Raw genomic sequence first — 23,874 nt, 5'->3', positions numbered from 1 at the left:
GACGAAAGTCAGGGCCCAGGGTTACAAGCGATGTCCTGCGTGGCACTGGATCCTGACTTTCGTCAGGATGACGGGGGCAGGCGTGATCGCTCGGCACACGTCGGTCATCGTAGCATCGCGCCAGCGGTCCTCGCGCTAGCCCTCGCCGCCTGCACCACCGCCGGCCCGAACTACGCGCTCCCCGAGTCCGCCGTCGTCAACCGCCCCTCCGCCCAAGGCGCGTTCGACAGCGGCCACGAGAAGGCGTTCGCCGACACCCCCCTCCCCGACCATTGGTGGCAACTCTACGGCGACGCCCGCCTCGACGCGTTCGTCACCGAAGCGCTCGCCGCCAACACCGATCTCCGCGCCGCCGACGCCAACCTGCGCCGCGCCGACGCAGTCGTCGCCGAAGTCGCCGCAGGCCGCACGCTGTCGACCGTCCTCGGCGGCGGCACCTCGCTCGACCGCCCCTACACGACCGGTGGCAACCTCCCCGGAACGCTCGACTACAACCTCGGTATCACGCTAGCCTATCCGCTCGACCTGTCCGGCCGCATCCGCCGCGCGATCGAGGCGGCACAAGGCGACGCCGAGGCCGTCGCCGCCGCGCGCGACAACGTCCGCGTGACGGTCGCCGCCGAAACCGCGCGCAGCTATGCCACCGCCTGCACGGCCAACATGGTGCTCGCCGCGAACAACCGCATCCTCGCACTGCAACGCCAGACGCTCAACGTCACGCAACGCCTGCAACGCGGCGGCCGCGGTACCGCGTTCGACGTGACGCGCGCGCGGACCGCGGTCGACCAGAGCGAGGCGTTGATCCCGTCGCAGGTCGCGACGCGCACCGCCGCGCTGTACCGGCTCGCCACGCTGATGGGTCGCGCGCCCGCCGACTATCCCAAGGAAGTCGAGGCCTGCGCCAAGCCACCCGCGCTAAACCGGCCATTGCCGATCGGCGATGGCAGCGCGCTGATTCAGCGCCGTCCCGACATCCGCCAGGCCGAGCGATCGCTTGCCGCCGCGACCGCGCGGATCGGCGTCGCCACCGCCAACCTCTATCCGCAGGTCAGCCTCGGCGGCTCGGCCGGCTTTACCGGTCCGGTCTCGTCGCTCGGCTCGACCAACGCGTTCCATCTCGGGCTCGGGCCGTTGATCAGCTGGAGCTTCCCCAACCGCCCGGTCATCCGCGCGCAGATCGCCCAGGCCGGTGCCACCGCCGACCAGGCGCTCGCGCAGTTCGATTCGACCACGCTCGAGGCCCTCCGCCAGACCGAGACCGCGCTCTCCGCCTATGCGCGCGAAGGCGACCGCAACGCAGCCCTGCGCCGCGCGCAATCCAGCGCCGCACGCGCCGCGGATCAGGCCGGGACGCTCTACCGCTTCGGCCGCACCGACTTCCTCTCGCTGCTGACCGCGCAGGCGGCGCTGACCACCGCCCAAGCCAACCTCGCCGCGTCCGACGCGCTGCTGGTCGATCGCCAGGTCGACGTCTTCAAGGCGCTCGGCGGGGGGTGGCAGGCATGAGACTCCGACGGCGCGGGCTCGCCTCGATCAACAGCGAAATCCGCGACGGCATCATGCCCGCCGCAGACACCATCGCGCGCGTCGCCAAGGACCCCGACGCGTTGCTGCACACGCCGAGCAACTACCGCGTCACCGCGCTGATCATCGCCTGCGCGCTGTTCATGGAGCAGATGGACTCGACCGTTCTCGCGACCGCGCTGCCGACGATGGCGCGCGATTTCGGCGTGCCCGCGACCAGCATGAGTTCGGCGCTGACCTCATACCTGCTGGCGCTCGCGATCTTCATCCCCGCTAGCGGGCGCCTCGCGGACCGGTTCGGCTCGCGCACGATCTTCCGCGCGGCGATCCTCATCTTCGTCGGCGGATCGATGCTGTGTGGCCAGGCGACCAGCCTGCCGTTCATGATGTTCGCGCGCTTCCTGCAAGGGCTCGGCGGCGCGATGATGATCCCGATCGGCCGCCTCGTCCTGCTCCGCAGCGTCGCCAAGGAGGACATGGTCCAGGCGATGTCGTGGCTGATCATGCCCGCATTGATCGGCCCGATCCTGGGGCCCCCGGTCGGCGGCGCGATCGTGACGTATCTCGACTGGCGCTGGATCTTCTACCTCAACGTGCCGATCGGCCTGCTCGGGGTAATCCTGGTGACGCGCTTCATCGGCGAGGTGCGCGAGGACAAGCCGGCGCGCTTCGACGTGCCCGGCTTCATCCTGTCGGGCGTGTCGCTCGGCTGTCTGTTGTTCGGGTTCGAGATGACCAGCCGCAACGGCGAATTGTCGCGCGCCGTCGTGCTGATCGCGAGCGGGCTGGTCGCGGGCGTGGCGTATATCCGCCACGCGAAACACCGCAACGATCCGATTCTCGATCTGTCGCTGATGCGGATCCCCACCTTCCGCCTGTCGGTGATCGGCGGATCGCTGACCCGCATCACGCAGGGCGCGCAGCCGTTCCTGCTGCCGATGATGCTCCAATTGGGCTTCGGCATGACTGCGGCGGCGAGCGGCGCGATCACGATCGCCGGGGCGATCGGCTCGTTGATGATGAAGAGCCTCGCACCGCGCGTGCTCAGACGCTTCGGGTTCCGCAACAGCCTGATCGTCGGCGGACTCTGCGCGAGTTCGGGCTATGCGGTCGCCGGGCTGTTTCGCCCCGACTGGCCGATCCCGGTGATCTTCGGCGTGCTGATGATCTCGGGGTTCTTCATGTCGTTCCAGTTCTCGGCGTACAACACGATCGCGTACGACGAGATCCCGTCGTCGCGCATGAGCAGCGCGACGAGTTTCTATGCGACGTTCCAGCAGCTGATGCTCTCGCTCGGCATCTGCGTCGGCGCGGCGTCGCTGCATGTCGGGATGCTCGGCACCGGCGCGACTAGGCCGGCTCTGGCGGACTTCACGCTGGCGTTCCTGGTGGTGACCGCGGTGTCCGCGTCGGCGACGATCTGGAACCGCCGCTTCGCGGTGGATGCCGGCGCGGAGCTGAGCGGGCACAGGGCGTAACGCACCGTCATCCTGACGAAAGCAGGATCCAGAGCCAAGACGGGCAACGCGCAGTTACTCTGGGTCCTGACTTTCGTCAGGATGACGGGAGCTCGCTGGTGTGCGCCGGCAGCGACGGTCGCGACAGCACCGAAACGTGTTCGCCCGGCTCGACGAACATCCCGTGCGACAGCGCCCACCGCCCCGCCTTCTCGCTCGCCGTCAGCATCGTCAGGAACGGACTGAGCAACAGCCCCAGAGTCACCGGCGCGAGCCACGCCGCGGTGATCGGCGCGAACGGCGTCACCAGCAGCAACGCCACCCCGACCCCGACATGCCAGCGATAGCGCGGCATCACGTCCGCCAGCGACAGTTCGTGCGCATCGCGGTTCTGCGGCGCCCAGCCCGACTTCCGGCCCATCAGGATTCCCGCGAGGTCGATCGTCTGTGTCAACGCGATCACCGGCGCGGACAGCATCGAGAACGGCACGTCGACCAGCACCGACCGGACGATCCCGCGTCGTCCACCGAACCCCTCGCGACGCTCCGCATTCGAGAACGCCCAGATCACGCTCAACAGCTTCGGCCCGAACAGCAGCAACAGCGTGACGAACAGCACCTGCAGCGAGGTCTGCGCCTCGACGATGTTGCGCTCGCCGATCAGCGCCTGCACGACGCTGGTCGCGATCATCAACAGCCAGACCGGCGAGGTGATGAACGCCGAAGCGCCCATCAGCAGTTGCAGCCGGCTGACCCAGTGGAACCCCGACGACGTCAGCAGGCTGAGATGCTGGATATTGCCCTGTGCCCAGCGCCGGTCGCGCACCGCCGCGTCGATCAGCGTCGGCGGATATTCCTCGAACGTCTCCTCGGTCATCAGCATGTGGACGCGCCAGCCGCGCCGCCGCAACAGCGCCGCCTCGACCATGTCGTGGCTCATGATGACGCCGCCGAACGGCGCGCGCCCTGGCAGGTCGGGTAGCCCGCAACTCGCCGCGAACGCCTCGATCCGGATCAGCGCGTTATGCCCCCAGAAGGTCGCCTCCGAACCCGACCACCAGACGAGGCCGGCGGTCGAGATCGGGCCGTAAAGGCGGCTGGCGAACTGCATCCAGCGCTGGAACAGGGTGACGCCGTTGATCACCGCCGGCACGGTCTGAAGCAGCGCTACTGCGGGCCGCCGTTCGAGCACTTGCGCCATGCCGATGATCGTGTTGCCGCCCATCAAACTGTCCGCGTCGAGCATCAGCATGTAGCGGTAACCGCCGCCGAACCGGCGGATCCAGTCCGCCACGTTGCCCGGCTTGCGCCCCACGTTTACGGTCCGGCGACGGTAATAGAGCGCGCAGTCGAGCGTCGGCGCGAGGCGCTCCCACGCCGCGACCTCGGCCGCCTCCGCCGCTTCGCCCGAATCGCTCAGGATGAAGATGTCGAACCGGTCGGCGACGCCACCGGCGGCGATCGCGCGCGCCATCCAGGCGATCCGTTCGAACACCGCATCGATGTCCTCGTTGTGTACCGGCATCAGGATCGCGGTGCGCCCCTCGAGCGGTTCCGATTGTCGCGGGGTCGGCACGAACCCCGGATGGCCGCCGGTCATCAACAGCACGAAGCCGATCGCGGCGTTCATGAATCCGAACGAAATCCACGCGAACAGCGGGAAGAACAGCGCGAGCAACGCCACATCCCAGAAGCTCAGCCCATCCGCGAGCAGCGATTCCTGCACCGCCGACGACGCCGCGGTCGCCAGCAGGCCGGTCATCAGCACGAGGATGATCCGGCGCGCGAGCATGTCGTCCGACGACACGACCATCCCCGGTCCCGGCTCGGGTGCGGACCAGGGCGGCGGCGGCCCGTCAAAACGCTGCGGGAGCATCTCGATCGGCGTTTCGCCCGGCATCATGGGGGGCATCACGGCGGGAAGCACGGTCATCAGAAGATCGGCGTCAGGACGGTTTCACTGAGCGCACGACCGCCGCGCGTGAGGAACAGCCTGACGTCGGCGGGTCCTTGCGCATCGGGCGCCACGTCGGCGGTGACGCGCCAGCGATTCTTCTGGCCGACCACCGGATAGGCCGCATTGGCGAGCACCTTCCCGCGGACGACATCAATCTTCGCCGTCACGCCACTCTGCCGGTCGAGCCCAGCCAGACCGGTTCCGACGAAATCCACTACCAGTTTGCGTGCGCCCTTCACCGGCTCCGCACCCGGCCGCCCTGCCACGCCCTGCCAGCAATCGACGACGTGCGCGGTGGTGGCGACAGCGGTCGGATCGGCCGATTTCCAGCTGAGAATATAATCGAACTGCAACCGCTGCCCCGCTTTCGCAGGCGCGGCCGGCGTCCAGAACGAGACGACGTTATCCACCGTCTCGCTGTTGGTCGGGAACGCATACAGCATCACCGCACCCTTGCCCCAGTCGCCCTGCGGCTGGACCCACAGGTTCGGCCGGCGATCATAGAACGCACCGTCATCCTGGTAGTGATCGAAATTCCGGTCGCGCTGGATCAGGCCGAACCCCTTGGGCGCCTGGTCCGCGAAACTGTCCAGCGTATCGTGCGGCGGATTGTTGAGCGGCCGCCAGATACGCTCGCCGGCGCCGGTGAGCAGCGCAAGACCGTCCGAATCGTGGATCTCGGGACGCCAGTCGACCGCCGCGGCGCGGTTGCCTTCGCCGTACCAGAACATGCTGGTAGCAGGCGCGATGCCGAGCCGTTCGATGTCACGGCGCACGTTGAGCACGGACGAAACCTGCTGCTCGACCCCCGCGCCGGCGACGTGTCGCGACTGGATGCGGTACGCGCCGGTGACGCTGGCGCCATCCATCAGCGCATAGATCGTGTACGCGTCCGCGCCGGTCCGCTCGATCCAGAATTCGGTGAAGTCGGGGAATTCCTCGCGGCCGGGCAACCCCGTGTTGATCGCGAGACCGCGCGCGGACAGGCCATATTGATCCTGCGCACCCGCTGTGCGGAAATAGGAGGCGCCCTGGAACGCCATCCAGTCGCTGGTCCCGCCCGGCGCCATCGCGCGGAATCCGGCAATGCCAAGCGCAGCGGCGTGGCCTTCTTCGGCCTCAAACAGTGCGCGCGAGAATTCGATGCGATGCGCTTGCCCGCCCTCGACGACGTTGATCGCGACCGGCATCGGCGCATAACGGCCAAGCGGGAACAGGCGGATGCCGCCGGCGAGCGTCTTGTCGGCGCGGAAACGGATGCTGCCGACCTTGTCGTAATCGATCGCGGCGGCGGCGGCGACCTTAGCGGGGGCCTGGTACGGCTTGGTGGCGAGCGTCGCAGCGCGGGCCTGCAGCGCCTCCCAAGAGAACGGCTCGGTCTTGCCCGTGGCGGTACGCGCCATCGCGGCAGCCGCCTGCGGGGCGAACCCCAACAGACCCAGCGCGGTCATCACTTCTCGTCGACCGATCATGCCGTGGCTCCCTTGAAAATCATCATGTTGCGACGCGGTAACATATAGCGGGTGCGCGCGCGCGTCGACAGGCCGTGGTTGAGGCGCACCCTGCCGCGCCCCGGGGTCCCAGCGGAGGTATCAGGCGCTCAGAGCCCCTCGCCGCCGACCCATTGCGCGTTCGACAGGCGCCGCGCGAGATCCCAGCTCTGGACGCGGATATCGGGCACCGCGACGACCTCCCACAACCCGCCGCGGGTCATCGGTCCTATGCAGTGGATCCGATCGTCGGGCACGCCGTCGGCGCGGATCGCGCGCGACTGCGCGTCGACGTCGACGCCGAGCCGGAGCGGATCCGGCCTGATTGCACCCGCCGCGAGCAGATGCTTCACGAGCGGTTCCTCCGAGCGCAACAGGTCGCCTTGCGGACCGGTACAATTGACGATCCGCGCGGCGTGCGTGACGACGGGTTCGGTGGTGCCGCGCGGTCGCCAGGTCAGTTTCGCGCCGTTCCCAGCGGCGTCGGCGGCAACGATCTTGCCGGCCGCGAATTTCAGCTGCCCACTGGCGACGAGTGCCTCGACGCGCTCGGCGACACGCGGCGCGAGGCGGTGACGGTGCACGTCCCAATAGGGGCGGAGATGACGCAGGAACCGCCCGCGCACCTCCTGCGAGGCGGCGGACCACAGCATCTGCGTGACCGGGCGAAGCTCGTCGACCGCACAGCGCCAGCCTTCCTCCGCGGCGCGCGCGCGGACGTGACGGACGAGATCGGTCAGCCCGCCCTGCGGCTTGTCGGCGACACCGCGATGCGCGGGGGCGCCGTCGACGTGGCGGCGCGGCGACAGACCGCGACGCGACATGGCGAGGATCTGGCCCGCGAACCCCTGGGCATCGAGCAGCAACGCCGCGTCGATCGCGGTCAGCCCGGTCCCGACCAGCACGACCGTGTCATCCGCGCCCAGTCCTTCCGCGAGATCGGCCGCCCACGGATCGGCGCAATACACGCCTGCGGGCAGTGTGTCGGGCTTTAGGCCCGGCGGGGTGTGCGGCGGCAGATTGCCGAGCGCGAGCACCGCGGTATCGGCGGCGATCGTCCGCCCGTCCGCCATCTTGAGCGTCACGCCGTCGCCGATCACCGGCTCGATCGCGCAGACCTCGCCTTCGACATGCACCAGCCGGCCGTCCGATTCCGCGATCGCCGCGTCGAGCAGCTCACGCAGATATGCGCCATAGGTGGTGCGCGGGACGAAGGTCTTGCGGTCGCCCTTGCCATGCGCGTCGAGCCAGCGGACGAAGTGATCGGGATCGTCGGGGAGCGCACTCATGTTGCCCGCGCGGACGTTGAGCAGGTGGTCGGGATGCGCCGCGCTATACGCGACGCCGCGCGCGAGCTGCCGGTCGCGCCGCTCGATGAGCGTGACGCGCGGGCCTTCGTGCCGCATCAGATTGACCGCGAACAACGCGCCCGAAAAGCCGCCGCCGACCACGACGACATGATCCTCGGGGCCCGCGATCCGCGCGATAGTTGCTGATTGGTCCATCTATTTGCTCACCCGCAGTGTCACGGGAGGCCATGCCCGATCGGAGCCGGCTAGCCCAGCCCTTGGCGATGAGACGGCCACAGCCCTCCTCCCCTGTCATCCCGAAACTCCGTCATCCTGACGAAAGTCAGGATCCAGAGTAACGGTCGGCACGCTTGTGGCTCTGGATCCTGACTTTCGTCAGGATGACGGGGCTGAGGAGAAACCACCCTGTCCCACGTCACCCCGGAACATGTCTGGGGTGACGGCAATGAGGTGTATCTCGATCGAGTATGCCCACCCCGGCGAGGCCGGGGCCCAATTGGCAAGGTCGACATGACGATGCACGTCCCCCCGTTATCACCGTCCCCCAATTGGGCCCAGGCCTTCGCCGGGGTGGAGCCTATCTTGTAGTCGCCCCGTCTTACGGCCGGAACGCGCCGATCCCTGCAATCGCCATCTTCGGCTGCGCGGTCGCCACCGTCGTGAACCCCAGCATTAGGTACCGCGCCTGCCGAGCCTTAGCAAAGGTGATGCGCTGCGTCGCCCGGGCGTAGGCGATGTTGCCGAACTCGCCCTCGTCCGCCGGCGTCCAGGTCCTGCCGTCCTCGCTCGTCTCGACGCGGTAGCGCCCCGGCGGTCCTGCGTCGGGCAGCGCTTGGCGCGTCGGCGTCAGGCTGAACCCGGCGACCTGCTCCACCTTGCCCATGTCGATCATCAGCATCACGATGCTCGTCGGGGTCGGCGCTGGCGTCGTCCAGACGGTCGCGAGATCGTCGTCGAGCACCGCCTCCGCGCCGGGCAATCCGGGCTTCACCACACCCGCCAGCGATTTCTCGCCCGCGAAATCCGGCTTGCCCGCCTTCATCGCCAGAGTGTGCTGGATCGCGCTGACGATCGTCCATCCGGTCTTCGAGATGATCTTGTTACCCGTCGCCTGCGATGCCGCGATCGCGACCGGCGCGACGCTCAGGAACAGCGAGAGTTCGGTGATCGCCGGGCATGCCGGCGCCTCGACGATGCGCAGCCGCACGCGCCGCGCGGTCACCGGCTCGGGCAGGCGGATGATCCGTTGCGCCCCGATGCACTCATGCACCGCAACCTCACGCCACGCACCCTTGGCATCCGCCACATCGATCGCGAACTTCGTCACGCGCACACCGAGGTCGAGCGCCTCGCGGATCCGGATCAGGTCGAACCGGCGCCCCGGCGGCAGGTCTAGCACCAGCGACGGCGTCTTCACCGCATCGGGCGTACTCCAATACGTCTCGCGATTGCCGTCGAGCACATTGGCCGGCGCGAACCGGGCTCCGCGCGATGGGCCGCTCGCCACCGCGCCCTTGGCCAGATCGGTCTTGAAGCTCGCGCGCAACGCATCGCCGAACGACTTCAACGACGCGAGATCGGGCTCCGCAATAAGACCCCGGCGATCGGGCGGCAGGTTGAGCATCATGTTGGTGCCGCGCCCGACCGACTCGTCGTGGAACTGCATCAGCCGCTGCGGCGACTTCACCTGGAGATCCTCGTCGGCATGATAGAACCAGCCCGGACGGATCGACGTGTTGGTCTCCGCCGGCCACCAGAGCGGCGCACCGCGCACGCCCGAATTGCCCTCGGACTGGACATAGGGATGGTTCGGCATCGTCGGCCAGCACGGATCGCCCGCGTGACCGTCCTCGTTGCCGACCCAGCGGATATCCGCACCGAGCGGATCGAAGGTGCACGCCATCGGCTGCAATTTATGGACCAGCGCGATGATCGACGGCCAGTTGTAATATTTCGGCGCATCGATCTTCCGCGCCTCGCGCGCGCCGCCATAATAGCCGTCGCCGCCGTTCGCGCCGTCGAACCACACTTCGAACAGCTCGCCGTAATTGGTGCAGAGATCGGTCAGCTGGGCGCGGAAATACTCGACGTACGACGGTTTCCCGTAATCGGCGCGGTTGCGATCCCACGGCGACAGATACAGCCCGTAGGAAATCCCGCCGCGCCGGCACGCGTCGCCCATTTCGCGGACGATATCGCCCTTGCCGCCCTTGTACGGGCTGTTGCGGATGCAATGCTCGGTGAGCTTTGTGGGCCAGAGGCAGAAGCCGTCATGATGCTTGGCGGTCAGGACGAGCCCGGTCAGCCCCGCGCTTTTCGCCGCCGCGACGATCTGGTCGGGATCGAACGCGGTCGGGTCGAACAGCTTCGGGTCTTCGTCGCCATAGCCCCATTCCTTGTCGGTCCAGGTGTTCAGCGTGAAGTGGACGAAGCCGTAGCGCTCGCGCTTGTGCCACGCGAGCTGGCGGACGCTCGGCGTCGCGCCCCACGGGGCTGGCGCACCGACCGGGGCAGCGGCGTTCACGCGGCCTGCCGCGGCGGTAGCGAGCGTGCCGGCGATCAACGCGCGGCGGTTCAGGTCTAACGTCATCGCGAAACTCCGGTGGTTGCTGGCGGCCGGTCGGCAGGCGCGCGGCCAAAATTACGGTTGGGCTTGTCGCTCATCTCGAACACGAGCCGCCCGCCGCGGACGATATCGGCATGTGCGATCCAGCTCTTCGTCCACGGCTTGCGGTTCCACGTCACCGACTGGACGTACGGGCGGTCGGGCGCATTGCCGCGTGCCTCGACAACCAGCGTCCTGCCGTTGCCGACGCGCATCTCCGCGCGATCGAACAGCGGCGAGCCGAGCACATAGTTCGCGCTCACCGGATCGACCGGGTACAGCCCGAGCGCGCTCAGCACGAACCACGCGCTCATCTGACCGCAATCGTCGTTGCCGATGATGCCGTCGGGCGCGTCCTTGTACATCTCGGTCAGCAGCCGCCGGACCATGCCTTGCGTCTTCCACGCCGCGCCGCAATACGCGTACATATACGCGACGTGATGGCTGGGTTCGTTGCCGTGCGCATATTGCCCGACCAGCCCGCTGATGTCGGGCGGCGCGTCCTTCGGCAGGATCGACGACGCGGTGAACAACGCATCGAGCTTGGCCTCGAACTTCGCATCGCCGCCCATCGCCGCGATCAGTCCGTAGACGTCGTGCTGGTTGAGGAACGTCGCCTGCCAGCTATTGCTCTCGGTATAGTCGCGCCACGTCGCGGAATGGCCGAGCGCGACGGGATCATAGGGTTCGATCCATGTCCCGTCTTCGCGCTTGGGTCGTGCGAAGTTGATCGTGCTGTCGAACACGTTCCGCCAATTGCCGCTGCGCTTGCGCAGTCGTGCGGCATCGGCGGTCGCTCCCGCCGCATCGGCCAGGTGCGCCGAGGCGTAATCGTCATACGCATATTCGAGCGTACGCGAGACCCCCTCGAACACCTTGTCGGCGGGAACATAGCCGATCGTATCATAGGGTTCGATCCCGAGGCTGTTGTCGAGATCCGGCATCGTGAAATCGAACGAACGCCGACGCACGTTCGGCCACGCCGCCGCATAATCGGCGCGTACGCCCTTCGCGCGGGCTTCCGCCATCACCGACACCGAATGCCAGCCGATCATGCACCCCGTTTCGATCCCCTGGAGCGGCCAGACCGGCGGGCCATAGCGGCTCTGCTGCGTCTGGCGGATCAGGTCGCCGACCAGTTCGGCGGTCCGCTTGGGCTCGATCAACGTCAGCAGCGGATGCAGCGCGCGGTACGTGTCCCACATCGAATAGGTGCTGTACGCGCGATCCTTGCCCGACAGCCTGTGCACCTGTTTGTCGAGGCCGAGATACCGCCCGTCGACATCGGAGAACAGCGTCGGCGCAAGCTGCGCGTGATACAGCGCGCTTGCCATGATCGTGCGCTGCGCCGGCGTCCCGCCCTCGACGGTGACCGCGGCGAGCGCCGGCGCCCAGCGCTTGGCGGCCTGCGCGTGGTAGCGGTCGAAGTCCCAGTGCCGGGCCTCTGCGGCCAGGTTCGCGCGCGCGCCGGCGACGTCGACCCCGGAGATGCCGGTGCGGATCACGATCGGCGCGGCACCGGCGTCGTCATAGTGCAGCACCGCCTTCACCCGCTTGCCCGCGACACCGCGTGCGCCGTCCGCCTGCGCGACGTCGCCATCGCCGTAGAAGACGATGCGGTCGGGCTTGCGCGACACCTGCATCGCGAAGTGGATGCGGCGGCCCTTGGCCCAGCGGAACACGCGACGGCTGCCGGTCAGCGTACCGCTGTCGTCGATCGCCAGCGACGCCTCGTCGATCAGCACGCCCCGGTCGGACTCGTCGAGGATCAGGTGCGACATATCGATCAGGACATGCCCCGCGCCGCGCGGGAAGACATGCCGCTGAATGCCGGTCCGCTCGGTGACGGTGAGCTCCGCGCGGACACCCGTTTCCAGGGCAACACGGTAGTAACCGGGCTCCGCATGCTCATCGGAAAACCTCTGGCGATAGCCCGCACCGGGATCCTCGAGCGTGCCCGGAGTCAGCTGGACCGGGCCGCGCGTCGGCACCACCAGCACGTCGAGCATGTCGCCGATCCCGGTGCCCGACAGATGCGTGTGGCTGAACCCGATGATCGACGTGTCGGTGCGGTGATAGCCCGAACACGCATCCCAGCGCTCGACGTCGGTATCGGGGCTGAGCTGCACCATCCCGAACGGCAACGTCGCGCCCGGATAGGTATGGCCGTGGCCGCCCGTGCCAACGAACAGATCGGGCGCGGTGGTCGTGCGCGGCGAGGCGGCAAACGTCGCGCGCGCGGTCAGCGCGAGCGCACCGCTACCGGCGAGGAGCATACGGCGGGAGATCATGCGCGGACTCCGAGAAGGGCGGGACGTTTGGCGGCGATGTCGACGATCAGTTCGCCGAACAGCCCGTTCGCCCAGGCGAACCAGGCGCGGGTAAATTTCGCGCCGTCGTCCTGGTTGAAGGATTCGTGCATGAAACCGGTGCCGCCATGCGTCGTCTTCAGCGCGGCGAGCGACCGCGCGACGGTGGCGTCGTCACCCGTCTCGAGCGCGTTCAGGGCATGCATCACGATCGACATCGGCCAGATCTCGCGTAAGCCTGTATGCGGACTCCCGATCCCCTCCGCCGCCTTGCCGGTGAAGAAATACGCGTTGTCCTTGCTCCAGGCGCGCGCCGCGGTGTGCCGCCAGAGCGGATCGTCGGCCTTCACCGCACCGAGATACGCCAGCCCCGACAGGCTCGGCACATTGGCGTCGTCCATGAAGATCGCGTTGCCATAGCCATCGACCTCATACGCCCAGACCGGCTGGCCGTCCGCACCCTTGGTCATGCCGTGGAGCCGCAACGCCGCCTCGACCTCGTCCGCCAGCGCAGACGCATCCGCCGCCAGCGCCGCGTCGGGCCGAGCCCGCGTCGCGAGTTCCGCCAGCTGCCGCAGCGCGCGGACCGCGAAGATGTTCGACGGGATCAGGAACGGGAGCACGCACGCATCGTCCGAAGGCCGGAACCCGCAATGGATTAGCCCGACCGGTCGCGACGGCGGACCATAGCCGTCGAGCGCCATGCTTTCGCCGACGATCGGTGACGACCGGCGGAAGCGATACGGCCCCGGCCCGTCCTTGCGCTGCTGCTCGCGGAACGTCCGGATCGACGCCCGCGCCCCGTCCGCCCACAGCGCATCGAACGGCGCGACGTCGCCGGTCGCCTGCCAATAGGCGTGCGCGATCCACATCGGGTAGCAGAGCGAATCCACCTCCCACTTCCGCTCGCCGACGCCCGGCTTCATCACCGTGTCGTCGGTCAGCGACCAGCTGAGGTTCGTCTTCGCCGAGGGGTCGTGCATGAACGCGTTGGCGTACGGATCGATCAGGATGCACCGCGCCTGCCGCGCGATCAGCCCGCGGAACAGCGTCCGCAACGCGGGGTCGCGCTTGGCCAGCGGCAAATACGGATGGACCTGCGCCGAGCTGTCGCGGAGCCACATGCAGTCAATATCGCCGGTGATGACGAACGCGTCGGGATTGCCATCGACCGCGCCCATGAACACCGTCGTATCGAGCGTGTTCGGGTAGCAATTGCCGAACATCCACGCGAGTTCGGAATCGCCGATCTTCGCCGACACGCGCGCGATCTCCGACTCGACCGCGCGACTGGTGTAGCGACGATCGCCAAGCTTCGGGCGCTTGCTGACGAACGACGGTGCGGCCGCCCGCAGCGGTCCCGCAAGCCCCAGTGCCGCAGCACCGGCAATCAGCGAACGGCGGTCGATCATTTCGGCAAATCCTGCGTTCCCGTCACGGTGAAGACGGTATCGACACCCGGTCCGTCGCCGGGCTGGCCGCCACCGATATGCAGCCGGTATTCGCCCGGTACGACACGGCGCGTTCCCGCCGCATCGACGCTGCTCATGCCGCGAGGATCGATCGTAAATGCCACGCGTGCCGTCTGGCCCGGCTTCACTGTCTGGCGCCTGAACCCGACGAGCTGACGCTGGAGGACGGGATCGTTGAAGCGCGGCTTTACGGCCGGCTCGGGCGGCACGAGATACGCCTGCACCACCTCGTCGCCAGCAACCTTGCCGGTATTGCGCACCGGCACCTCGACGGTGAAGCTCTCCCCCGCCGCGATCGTGCTGCGCGCGGGTTTCGGCGCCGCATAAGCGAACTGCGTGTAGCTCATCCCGTGCCCGAAACCCCAGAGCGGCGTGCCGGTGAAGTATCGATAGGTCCGCTCGCGCATATTGTAGTCGATGAACGCGGGCAGATCGCGCGTCTTCGCGTAAAACGTCACCGGCAGTCGCCCGCCCGGATTGCTCCTGCCAACCAGCGTATCGGCGATCGCCTGCCCGCCAGCCTGCCCCGGATACCAGCCGACCAGGATCGCGTCGGCATGCGCCTTCGCCCAGGTCATCGCGACCGCGCTGCCGGTCATCAGCACGACCACCAGCGGCTTGCCGGTCGCCTTGGCCGCTTCCAGCAGCCGCACCTGCGCGGCGGGCAACCCGATATCCGTCCGATCGCCGCCTGAGAACCCGGCCACCTCGATCTGCAACGCCTCGCCCTCGACCGCGGGCGACAGCCCGACGAACGCGACGATCGCATCGGCATCCTTGGCGGACGCAACCGCCTCGGCGACCTGCGCATCGGCAGGCGCGGTCCAGGTCAGCCGCAGCCCCTGATCCTCGCCGCTATGTGCGAGTTCGACGCGGATCGCATGTGGGCCCGCGGTCAGCGTCACCGCCGCCTCGACATTCTTGCCGCTGCCATCGTCGTCCGCGACCGGCTTGTCGTCGATCCACAACCGCGCAGGATCATGCCCCTTGCAGTCGAAACAGCGCGGCACGTCGAGCCGGAACACATAGTCGCCCGCCGCCGGCGCGGTGATCGTGCCGGTCCAGCGCACCGAGAACGCGGCCGGATCGATCCCCGGCGCAGGCGCGGTGCGATCCCAGTCGAAGTCGATCAGCCGGTCGGCGCGCACCACCGACGTACCCGTGAAATCGCTCCCCCGGAAATACTCGCCGCGCAGTGACAGCGCGGTGTCGGGCACCGGCACGGGCACGCCCTCGGCGATGCTCGACCCTTGCGCGTACCGCACGCCCGCAAATGACGTCCGCAGCGCCGCCAACGGCGTGATCGGCGCCGCCGCGGTACCGTGATAGTTCGCCTCAAGCACATCGACGCTGTCGGCATTCGGCCCGATCACCGCGATCTTCGCCGAGGGTTTCAGCGGCAGCACGCCGTTGTTCTGGACCAGTACCATCGCCTTCCGCGCCGCCTCCAGCGCCAGCGCGCGGTGCGCAGGCGTGTCGAACTCGGTCGGCTTGATCTTGTCCCAAGGGCTGGTCGCCCCGAACGCGCCGCCGAGCATCCGCCGCACCGCGAACGTCCGCGTCAGGCTCGCGTCAAGCGTCGCCTCGGGCACCAGCCCCCGCCGCACCGCATCGCCGAGCGCGGCGTAGGTCCGCCCGCAATTGAAATCCATGCCAGCGGAAATCGCCGCCGCCGATCCGCTCGCAGTGTCGGGCCGATAATAATGGTAGTTCGAGATATTCCCTACCGCATCGCAGTCGGACACGATCAGCCCCTTGAAGCCCCATTGCTTCCGCACCGTCTCGGTCAGCAACGGCTCCGACGCGCACACCGGCACGCCGTGGATCGCGTTGTACGCGCACATCGTCGACAGCGCCTTGCCCTCGGTCAGCGCAAGCCGGAACGCAGGCAGGAACGTCGCCTCGCGATCATGCGGCGAGATATCGACATCGAACCCGTCGCGCCCCGCCTCCGGCCCGCTATGCGCGGCGAGATGCTTCGGCGTGGCGATGACCTTCGGGTGCGCAAGGTCCGGCCCCTGCAACCCGCCGATGAACGCGACGCCGAGCCGCCCCGTCAGATACGGGTCCTCGCCATAGGTCTCCTGCCCACGACCCCAGCGCGGATCGCGGAAGATGTTGATGTTGGGCGACCAGATCGTCAGCCCCTGATAGCGTTCGCGGTCCCCCGCCGGCAGCGCGTTCGACTTCGCGCGCGCCTCGGTCGACACGACATCGCCGACGCGCCGGAGCAGCGCCTCGTCCCACGTCGCGGCGAGACCGATCGCCTGCGGAAACACCGTCGCCACGCCGTTGCGCGCGAGCCCGTGCAGCCCCTCGTTCCAGTAATCATAGGCGGGCAAATTCAGCCGCGGGATCGCCGGCGCGACGCTCTGCAGCTGCGCCGCCTTCTCGTCGAGCGTCATGCTCTTCACAGCCGGATCGACGGTCTGCGCAAGCGCCGAAGACGCGAGCAGCAGGCCCGGCACGAAGGCGAGCCGGGCAAACCTGGCCCAGAGGCGCCCCCTCCCCCCATCCGTCATCCTGGGCTCGACCCAGGATCCAGAGCCACGAGCGGCGGCGTCCGTAACTCTGGATCCCAGCTTTCGCTGGGATGACGGCGGGGTGGTATGCTCGCGCACTCTCTGGGCCGACGAGGCGGTGGTGGCGTGGTCGCGCATCACGACTTCACCGCCGCTACACCGGCCAGTGTCCGGACCGACAAGGCACGCCGCAGCGCCGCAGCCGACGCCTTCGAAGCAACAGTCACCGTAACACTCTCCCCCGGCAGCAGATCGAACGTATTGTCCGACGGCGTCGCCTCGACCGTGCCAAAATCGAGCCACACTGCGCGCGCCAGCTTGGTGGCAGTCAGCGTCAGTCGATCGCCGTCCCACGTCGCGGCGAGTCCCGGATCGGGGAGCGTCATCGTCTTGGGCGCCGCCGACAGCAGCACGCGCGACGTTACGCGGTCACCCACCAGCAACTCCGCCACCGCGATCGTCCGCGCCGGATCTCCGCCCGCGAACAGCATCGCATCGGGCAGCGTCGCCACCGCCGTTGCGGACAACGGCGCCAACGTCGCAGCCTCCTCGCGCGTCGCGATGACCTTCCCGTCGACATCGAGCGTCCGCACCCGCCACTTCGCCTCGGTCGGCACCATCGCGTCGGAGATCAGGCTCACCTTGGTCGACCCGTCCTTGCGCTCGGCGGCGATCGCCAGCGGCGCGTAGAAATGCCGGGCGCGGAATTGCAGCGCCTTCCAGCGACCATAATAATCGATGCTGGCCCATGACGCGCCCGGCCAGACGTCGTTGATCTGCCAGAACAGCGACCCCATCGTCACCGGTCGGCATGCACGATGATGCAGCGCGGCGAGTTCGATCCCCTCGGCCTGCATAACCTGGCTCAGATACACGAACTCGGCGAAGTCGCGCGGCTCGCGGTATTTCTCGCGGATGTAGAACAGCAGCCGGTCGTTGCCCTCGCCCTTCAGGAACTTCTGGTGCGCCTTCATCACCGGCGAGGTCGGCGAGAAGTCGGCGTCGGTCGCAAACGTCCGGATCGTCTTCATCTCGGGCATCGATTGCAGGCCGTATTCGGACATGAAGCGCGGGCAGCTGTCGAGATACGCCTCGACCGGCTTCTTGCCGCCCCAGACGTCCCAGTAATGCCGGTCGCCATCGGAATCGATGTCGGGCTTGTCCTCGTAATTGTTGCTCGGCGAACCCGGCCAATAGACCGCATCGGGATCGCGGCGTTCGGCGGCATCGCGCAGCACGCGGTCGAAGATCACCGCCATGCCGACGCCGATCCGCTCCTGCTCGTCCGCGCCGACCGCCTTCTTGAAGGCGATCCGGTCGGACCAGTTGGCCCAGCCGCTGAGCACCTCGTTATTGCCCGACCACAGCACGATCGAGGGATGCGCCTGGAGCCGGTCGACCTGTTCCTCCGCTTCGATGCGGACGGTCTCGCGGAATTCGCGGTCGGGCGGCGTGACGGCGCCGCCGAACATGAAGTCCTGCCACACCATCAAGCCCATCTGGTCGGCGAGATCGTAGAACGCGTCGTCGAGATAATAGCCACCGCCCCACACGCGGATCATGTTCATGTTGGCGTCGCGCGCGCCGGCCATGACGGTGCGGATCTGGCTCTCGGGCACGCGCGCGGGAAACATGTCGAACGGAATCAGGTTCGCGCCCTTGGCGAACACCGGGATGCCGTTGACAACGAACGCGAATCCCCGCCCCTGCGCGTCCTTGTCGCGACGCAGTTCGACGGTGCGCAGGCCGGTGCGGCGCTGCGCGGTATCGATCGTCGCGGTTCCGTCGGTCAGCGTCGCCTTCACGGTGTAGAGCGGTTGCGCACCGTATCCCGCGGGGAACCAGCGCTGTGGGTTGACGACGCTCACAGGTACCGCGACGTGGCTTGCGCCCGCCGCGACGGTGACGGTCCGCGCCGCCTGCGTGACTTGGCCGTCGGGGCCAGTGACCGCGACCTGCACCGTGACCGGCCGCTCCTGGCCCGCCACCACGTCGAGTTCCGCGGACAGCCGCGCTTCGGACTTGGTCAGCGCTTCCTGCGTCACGCGAAACGCCTCGATCCGCGCGTCGTCCCACGCCTCGATCCGCGCCGGACGCCAGATCCCCTGCGTGACGATCCGCGGGCCCCAGTCCCAGCCATACTGATACTTCGGCTTGCGGATATAGGGCGAGGTCTGCTTGCCCATCGGCTCGTCGCCGTAGATCGAATCATATTCGCCGGGCAGCGGGTTCTTCGCCTTCAGCACCATCGGCTGCAACGTGCGGATCGGCGAGCGGAACGTGACGAGCAACTCGTTCGCCCCCGGCTTCAGCACCGCCTTGACCGGTACGCGCCAGCGCCGATGCGCATTGTCCGCCGCCAGCAGCTTGGTCCCGTTCAACCGCACCTCGGCGAAGGTATCCAGCCCGTCGAACACCAGGTCGATATGATCGCGCGCCAGCAGTTCGGGCGTCGCCCGCACGACGGTGTGATATTGCCAGTCGGTCAGACCCACCCACTGGATCTTCGCCTCGTTCAGGCCCTTGTAGGGATCGGGGACGATCTTCGCGGCCATCAGGTCGGTCTGCGCACTGCCCGGCACGGTCGCGCGGAGCCAGCGGGCCGCCTTCGGATGCGCCTTGGCCGCAGCGGTATCGGTCGGGTCGATCCGCATCGACCAGCCCTTGTCGAGCACGACGCTCGTGCGGGGTGCCGCCCAGGCGGGCGTCGCAGCGATCGCGGCGAGCAGCAGAAGAGCCGTGCGCCGCATCACTTCTTCTCCGACAGCTGCATCGATTCGACCGCGTAGAACGGCGACTCCATCGACGCCGTGAACAACAGGCAGATATCCGCATCGCCCTTCCCCTCGGGCAGCGTGCCGCGGAAGCTCATGCGGTTCGGACTCGTCGCCGGGTTCGGTAGCGGGAAGGTCGCCGCGATCGTGCCAGTGCAGCCGCCGGTGCGGACCACGAGCTCGCCGTGCGTCGTCACCGCGTAATGCCGCCGCAACGCCTTCTCGTCATGCGCCAGCCCGTAATGCCGCGGCAACCGCGCGACATCGACGGTGAAGCTGCGCGCCACATCCAGCGGTGCGGCGGGATACATCGTGCACGTGTCGAAGATGTTGACGTTGAATACCGGCGTATTCCCCGTCGCCTCCGACGTCAGCGGCACGCGCAGCCCGATTGCGCCATCGGGGCACGCGACCAGTTCCGAGCTCGACCGGCGCAGCAGCGCGACCCGGCTCGTCTCGAACAGACGCGGCTCCGCGGTCGGGCGACCATCGCTGGTGAAGGCGGCGGCGCGGATGGTGACGCCCGGCTTCACCGACAACGGCGTGGCATAGGCCTTCGATCGCGCGGTCGGCGCCTTGCCGTCGAGCGTGTAGCGGATCGTGCCGTAGCCCGTCTGCGTCGCGAGCGTCACGGGCACCTTGCCGCGGCGCAGCGCATCGCCGCGCGTGCCCTGAATCGCGAAGTCGACCGCGAACGCGCTGTCCGCCGCGGCGATACCAGCGCGGGCATAGCGGCCCATCTGCGGCTCGAGCCGCGCCACGAAGTCATCGAAATTACGCGCGGATTTCGGCGACCAGGTCCGCTCGGCAAGCGCCGACAGCCGCGGGAAGACCGCGTGTTCGACCTGCTCGGGTGTCACGAGATACTCGCTCCACGCGTTGATCTGCGCGCCCAGCACATGCTTCATCTTGTCGGGCGCCACCCCCGCCGGCTCGGGCTCGTACGCATACAGCCGGGCGAGCGGCACGATCGCATCGCCGTTCGCGATGCGGCCTGGCGGCTCGTCGCTGCGATTGCTCTGCAGGCTGTCGAGATACATTATCGGCGCCGGGCTCAGCACGACGTCATGCCCCTGGTTCGCCGCATCGACGGCCCCCTTCTCGCCACGCCACGACATCACCGAGGCCGATGGCGGCAAGCCACCCTCGAGGATCTCGTCCCAGCCGATCAGCCGGCGGCCGTGCTTCGCCAGATACTCGCCGAGCTGGTCGATCATCCAGCTCTGCATCTGCATCTCGGTCTTCAGCCCGAGCGCCTTCATCTTCGCCTGCACCGCGGGCGAGCGCTCCCACTGGTCCTTGACCGCCTCGTCCCCGCCGAGATGGATGAACTGCGACGGGAACACCTCCATCAGCTCGTCGAGCACGTGCTTGATGAAGGTCATGCTGCGATCCTCCGGGCTGAACAGCCACGGGTTCACGCCCCAGTCGTGACCGACCGCAGGCCGATCGCCGAGCACGCCGACTTCGGCCGGATACGACGCGACCGCCGCCTGCGCATGACCGGGCAGGTCGATCTCGGGCATGATCGTGATCGCGCGCTCCTGCGCATAGGCGACCAGCGCCTTCAGCTCGGCCTGCGTGTAGAACCCGCCGACCTTCTCGCCCGGCGCACCACCCGCAGACGGCGGTGTCCGCCACGCGCCGATCCGGGTCAGGTCGGGATAGCGCTTGATCTCGACGCGCCAGCCCTGATCGTCGGTCAGATGGAGATGCAACACGTTCATCTTCTGCGCGGCGAGCTGATCGACCATAGCGTACAACGTCGGCATCGGCACGAAATGCCGCGCCGGATCGATCATCAGCCCGCGCCACTTGAAACGCGGCGCATCGCGGATCGTCATCGCCGCCAGCGTCACTGGCTTGCCGACCGCCGCATCGGGGCTGAGCAACTGCGCCAGCGTCATCGCGCCGTGGACGAGGCCCGCATCGCCGCTCGCCGCGATCGTCACGCCCTTCGCATCGACGGTCAGCGTATAGGCCTCGTCACCCGCCACGCTCGCGTCGCGCACGAAGCGGATCGGGCCGGTACCGGCGTCGCTTGCGAGCGAGAGCCCACGCACGACCTTGACCTGTTGCGCGAGCAGCTTGGCCGCGGTCTTCGCGCCTCCATCGCTCGCGACGATCCCGGCACCTTCGCCGATCGTCAACGTGCCGGCGTGTGTCTCGATCGAGGCGGGCATCGGAATCAGCTTAGGCCCTTCGGCCACCGCCGCGGTCGAGGACATCAGCAGCGCGAGCACCAGAGGGCGGAAACGGATCATTTAGGGTCCTTCGGCAATTGCGCTGGATCGGGTGGATAGACGGCGGAGCCGGCCTTGAACGGTTCGTAGTCGCGGACGACGCCGCCTGCGCGCGCACCCTCCGCGGTGAGGATATCGACGGTCACAGTGACGGGCGTAAGACGACCGGCCCAAGCCGCGGACACCGTCGCGGTGCCGCCGGGGGCGATGACCGGAAGCGCCTGTTCGCCCTCGCCGAGCACGACGCGATCGCCGCCGATCGCGCGCCAGTGCAGCCGCGCGCCGACCAGCGGATAGGAGGGCAACGCAGCCTTCGCAGCGCCCATCACGGTCGCGGTGAAGCCGGTCGGCGTTTCGCCCGCCATCGTCAGGTCGACCTTCGCGGAGACGTCGCGGTTGGCGGCTTCCCACGCGAAATAGCTCGGGCGGCGCTGGCGATCGGCATCGACGAGGCCGTGATCGACATAGCCATCGGCCATGCCGGCGAAGAGGTTCTTGTTCGAGCGATAGTCCGCATAGCTCCAGAAGATCGCGCCACCGACCCAGGGCCGCGTCGCGAACGCCGCGAGCTGGTCCTTGAGGTTTTCGGTGCGCGCGACGTCCGCGCTCGCGGAATCGTGCGAGAACGGCCCCGGCCAGCCGAATTCGGAGATCACCAGCATCCGGTCGGGATACGCCTTGTCGAACGCGTCGAGCCACGGCCCGACTTTGTCCGCACCGCCGCTCCAGGTCCCGAAATAGGCGTTCGCCATCACGAAGTCCGCCTCGACCAGGGCGGGTACGCGTACGGCGCGCTCCGCGATCTGCGAATCCGCGAACGTCACGAACCGGCCCGGATCGATTGCCTTGATATGCGCCTTCATCGCCTTCACGAACGCGAGCCCCTGCGGCGTCGCGGCCTCGCTCTCGTTCATCACGCTCCACGCAAGCACGCTCGGATGATTGCCGCTTTCGGCGATCATCTCGGCCATCATCGCCTTGGCACGCACCAGCAGCCGGGGATCGCCCAGCTGCGCCGCGGTCATCTGCCAGATCGGAATTTCGGGAACGAGGAGCATCCCCGCGCGGTCGGCGGCATCGAACACGCTCTGCGGCTGCGGGTAATGCACCGGCCGCGTCAGCGTGACGTGCAATGCGTTCAGATCGCGCATGTCGTGGAGGATCGTGCCGCGCGTTTCCGCGGCACCTTCCCACGGCGAATCCTCATGCCGCGTCACCCCGGTCAGCCGCACCGCGACGCCGTTGACGTAGAGTTTCCGGTCACGGAGCGCGAGCGTGCGCAGACCGACGGTGTCCTCGCGCCGGTCGAGCATCACGCCCTTCTCGTCGCGCAGTTCGGCGACGATCCGGTAGAGCTTGCCCGCGCCGATCTGCCACAGTTGCGGCTTCGTGATCGTCAGCGCGGCGTCGGGCGTCGCGGCGGCAGACGCGGCCACCGTCACGCTCTTTTCACAGCGCGCGACCTCGCGACCAGCGGGATCGATCGCGACGGACGTCAGGGAATAGGTGTGCGGCTTGGCATCGACATTCTCGATCGCGACGCCGCTCGTGACGGTCGCGCTGTCGGCCCTCAGGACTTGCCGGATCCGCTGGCGGCGGATCAGCCCGCCCTCGGCGATCCGCAGCGACACGTCGCGCGTGATCCCGCCGCTGTGCCACCAATCATACCAGACGTTCCCCGAGCCTTGGAGGCGCATCGCATAGCCTGGAATCGTCACGAACCCGGGCCGGTCGTCGGCGGCGACGACGATCCGGTTCGCGCCGGGTTTCAACACCTTCGACACGTCGATATCGAACGCGGTATGCCCGCCTTCGTGGCGACCGACGAGCGTCCCGTTCACCCAGACGCGCGCCGCGTAGAACACCGCGTCGAAATGCAGTTCGAGATGCTTGCCGACGATCGCCTCGGGCACCACCAGCGTCCGCGCGTACCAGCCGACGCCTTCGGAATTGGCACCGCGCGACAGCGGCCAGCTATGCGGGACGCTGACGCTTTCGACCTTCGCGGGATCTGTCTTCAGCCACGCCGGATCGGCCGGCGCGTCCTTTGCCAGCCAGAACGTCCACCCCGCATCCAGATCGATCCGCTCGGCCGCGGCCGGCGTCGCCAGACCCATCGGAACGAGAAACGCGGACAGGACACCGAGATTCCCCATCCGCTTGCGCACTGCCTTGATCCATTCCGATGTCATGCGGCGATATCGTGCCTCC

General features: G+C 68.0%; 12 protein-coding genes. 2 read left to right on the top strand and 10 right to left on the bottom strand.

The annotated features are described in order from the left end of the window. The first annotated feature begins 114 nt into the window (after nucleotides 1–114). Complete coding sequence (locus ASF09_RS11435; protein ID WP_060526763.1) at nucleotides 115–1,506, top strand: efflux transporter outer membrane subunit; 1,392 nt, start codon at nucleotides 115–117, stop codon at nucleotides 1,504–1,506. Further along, on the top strand, nucleotides 1,503–3,002 hold the full coding sequence (locus ASF09_RS11430) for a DHA2 family efflux MFS transporter permease subunit (protein WP_156359329.1): 1,500 nt from the start codon (nucleotides 1,503–1,505) through the stop codon (nucleotides 3,000–3,002). Before ASF09_RS11435 ends, ASF09_RS11430 begins: the two co-directional genes overlap by 4 nt. Before the next feature lie 76 nt (nucleotides 3,003–3,078). Here the strand turns inward: ASF09_RS11430 and mdoH are convergent, their stop codons facing one another. The 10 genes from mdoH to ASF09_RS11380 form a co-directional block, all read right to left on the bottom strand. Continuing rightward, nucleotides 3,079–4,914 carry a glucans biosynthesis glucosyltransferase MdoH gene (gene mdoH, locus ASF09_RS11425; protein WP_235529810.1) on the bottom strand — a complete coding sequence of 612 codons (1,836 nt, stop codon included), beginning with the start codon at nucleotides 4,912–4,914 and terminating at the stop codon, nucleotides 3,079–3,081. Then, nucleotides 4,914–6,410 carry a glucan biosynthesis protein gene (locus ASF09_RS11420; protein WP_060526360.1) on the bottom strand — a complete coding sequence of 499 codons (1,497 nt, stop codon included), beginning with the start codon at nucleotides 6,408–6,410 and terminating at the stop codon, nucleotides 4,914–4,916. Before ASF09_RS11420 ends, mdoH begins: the two co-directional genes overlap by 1 nt. Nucleotides 6,411–6,538: 128 nt before the next feature. Beyond that, nucleotides 6,539–7,933 carry an FAD/NAD(P)-binding protein gene (locus ASF09_RS11415; RefSeq protein ID WP_060526359.1) on the bottom strand — a complete coding sequence of 465 codons (1,395 nt, stop codon included), beginning with the start codon at nucleotides 7,931–7,933 and terminating at the stop codon, nucleotides 6,539–6,541. Nucleotides 7,934–8,336: 403 nt separating this feature from the next. Continuing rightward, nucleotides 8,337–10,328, bottom strand: a complete 1,992-nt coding sequence (locus ASF09_RS11410) for an alpha-L-fucosidase (RefSeq protein WP_060526358.1) — start codon at nucleotides 10,326–10,328, stop codon at nucleotides 8,337–8,339. Then, entirely contained in the window at nucleotides 10,325–12,634 is a 2,310-nt protein-coding gene (locus tag ASF09_RS11405) for a GH92 family glycosyl hydrolase (protein ID WP_060526357.1), read from the bottom strand. The genes ASF09_RS11410 and ASF09_RS11405 overlap by 4 nt, the downstream gene beginning before the upstream one ends. After that, complete coding sequence (locus ASF09_RS11400) at nucleotides 12,631–14,064, bottom strand: glycoside hydrolase family 125 protein (protein WP_060526356.1); 1,434 nt, start codon at nucleotides 14,062–14,064, stop codon at nucleotides 12,631–12,633. Before ASF09_RS11400 ends, ASF09_RS11405 begins: the two co-directional genes overlap by 4 nt. Further along, nucleotides 14,061–16,592: a glycoside hydrolase family 3 protein gene (locus ASF09_RS11395; RefSeq protein ID WP_327196574.1), complete on the bottom strand. Its 2,532-nt coding sequence runs from the start codon at nucleotides 16,590–16,592 to the stop codon at nucleotides 14,061–14,063. The genes ASF09_RS11400 and ASF09_RS11395 overlap by 4 nt, the downstream gene beginning before the upstream one ends. Before the next feature lie 191 nt (nucleotides 16,593–16,783). Next, the gene (locus tag ASF09_RS11390; protein WP_060526354.1) at nucleotides 16,784–19,396 is read right to left on the bottom strand and encodes a beta-mannosidase; all 2,613 of its coding nucleotides are present in this window, start codon (nucleotides 19,394–19,396) and stop codon (nucleotides 16,784–16,786) included. Next, complete coding sequence (locus ASF09_RS11385) at nucleotides 19,396–21,684, bottom strand: beta-N-acetylhexosaminidase (RefSeq protein WP_060526353.1); 2,289 nt, start codon at nucleotides 21,682–21,684, stop codon at nucleotides 19,396–19,398. Before ASF09_RS11385 ends, ASF09_RS11390 begins: the two co-directional genes overlap by 1 nt. After that, entirely contained in the window at nucleotides 21,681–23,855 is a 2,175-nt protein-coding gene (locus tag ASF09_RS11380; protein WP_060526352.1) for a glycoside hydrolase family 2 protein, read from the bottom strand. Before ASF09_RS11380 ends, ASF09_RS11385 begins: the two co-directional genes overlap by 4 nt. Nucleotides 23,856–23,874: the final 19 nt, after the last annotated feature.

This window comes from Sphingomonas sp. Leaf242 (assembly GCF_001422045.1).
Classification (GTDB): Bacteria; Pseudomonadota; Alphaproteobacteria; order Sphingomonadales; family Sphingomonadaceae; genus Sphingomonas.
The sequence above is the reverse complement of the archived record's forward strand: the minus strand, read 5'-3'. Positions and strand labels throughout refer to the sequence as shown.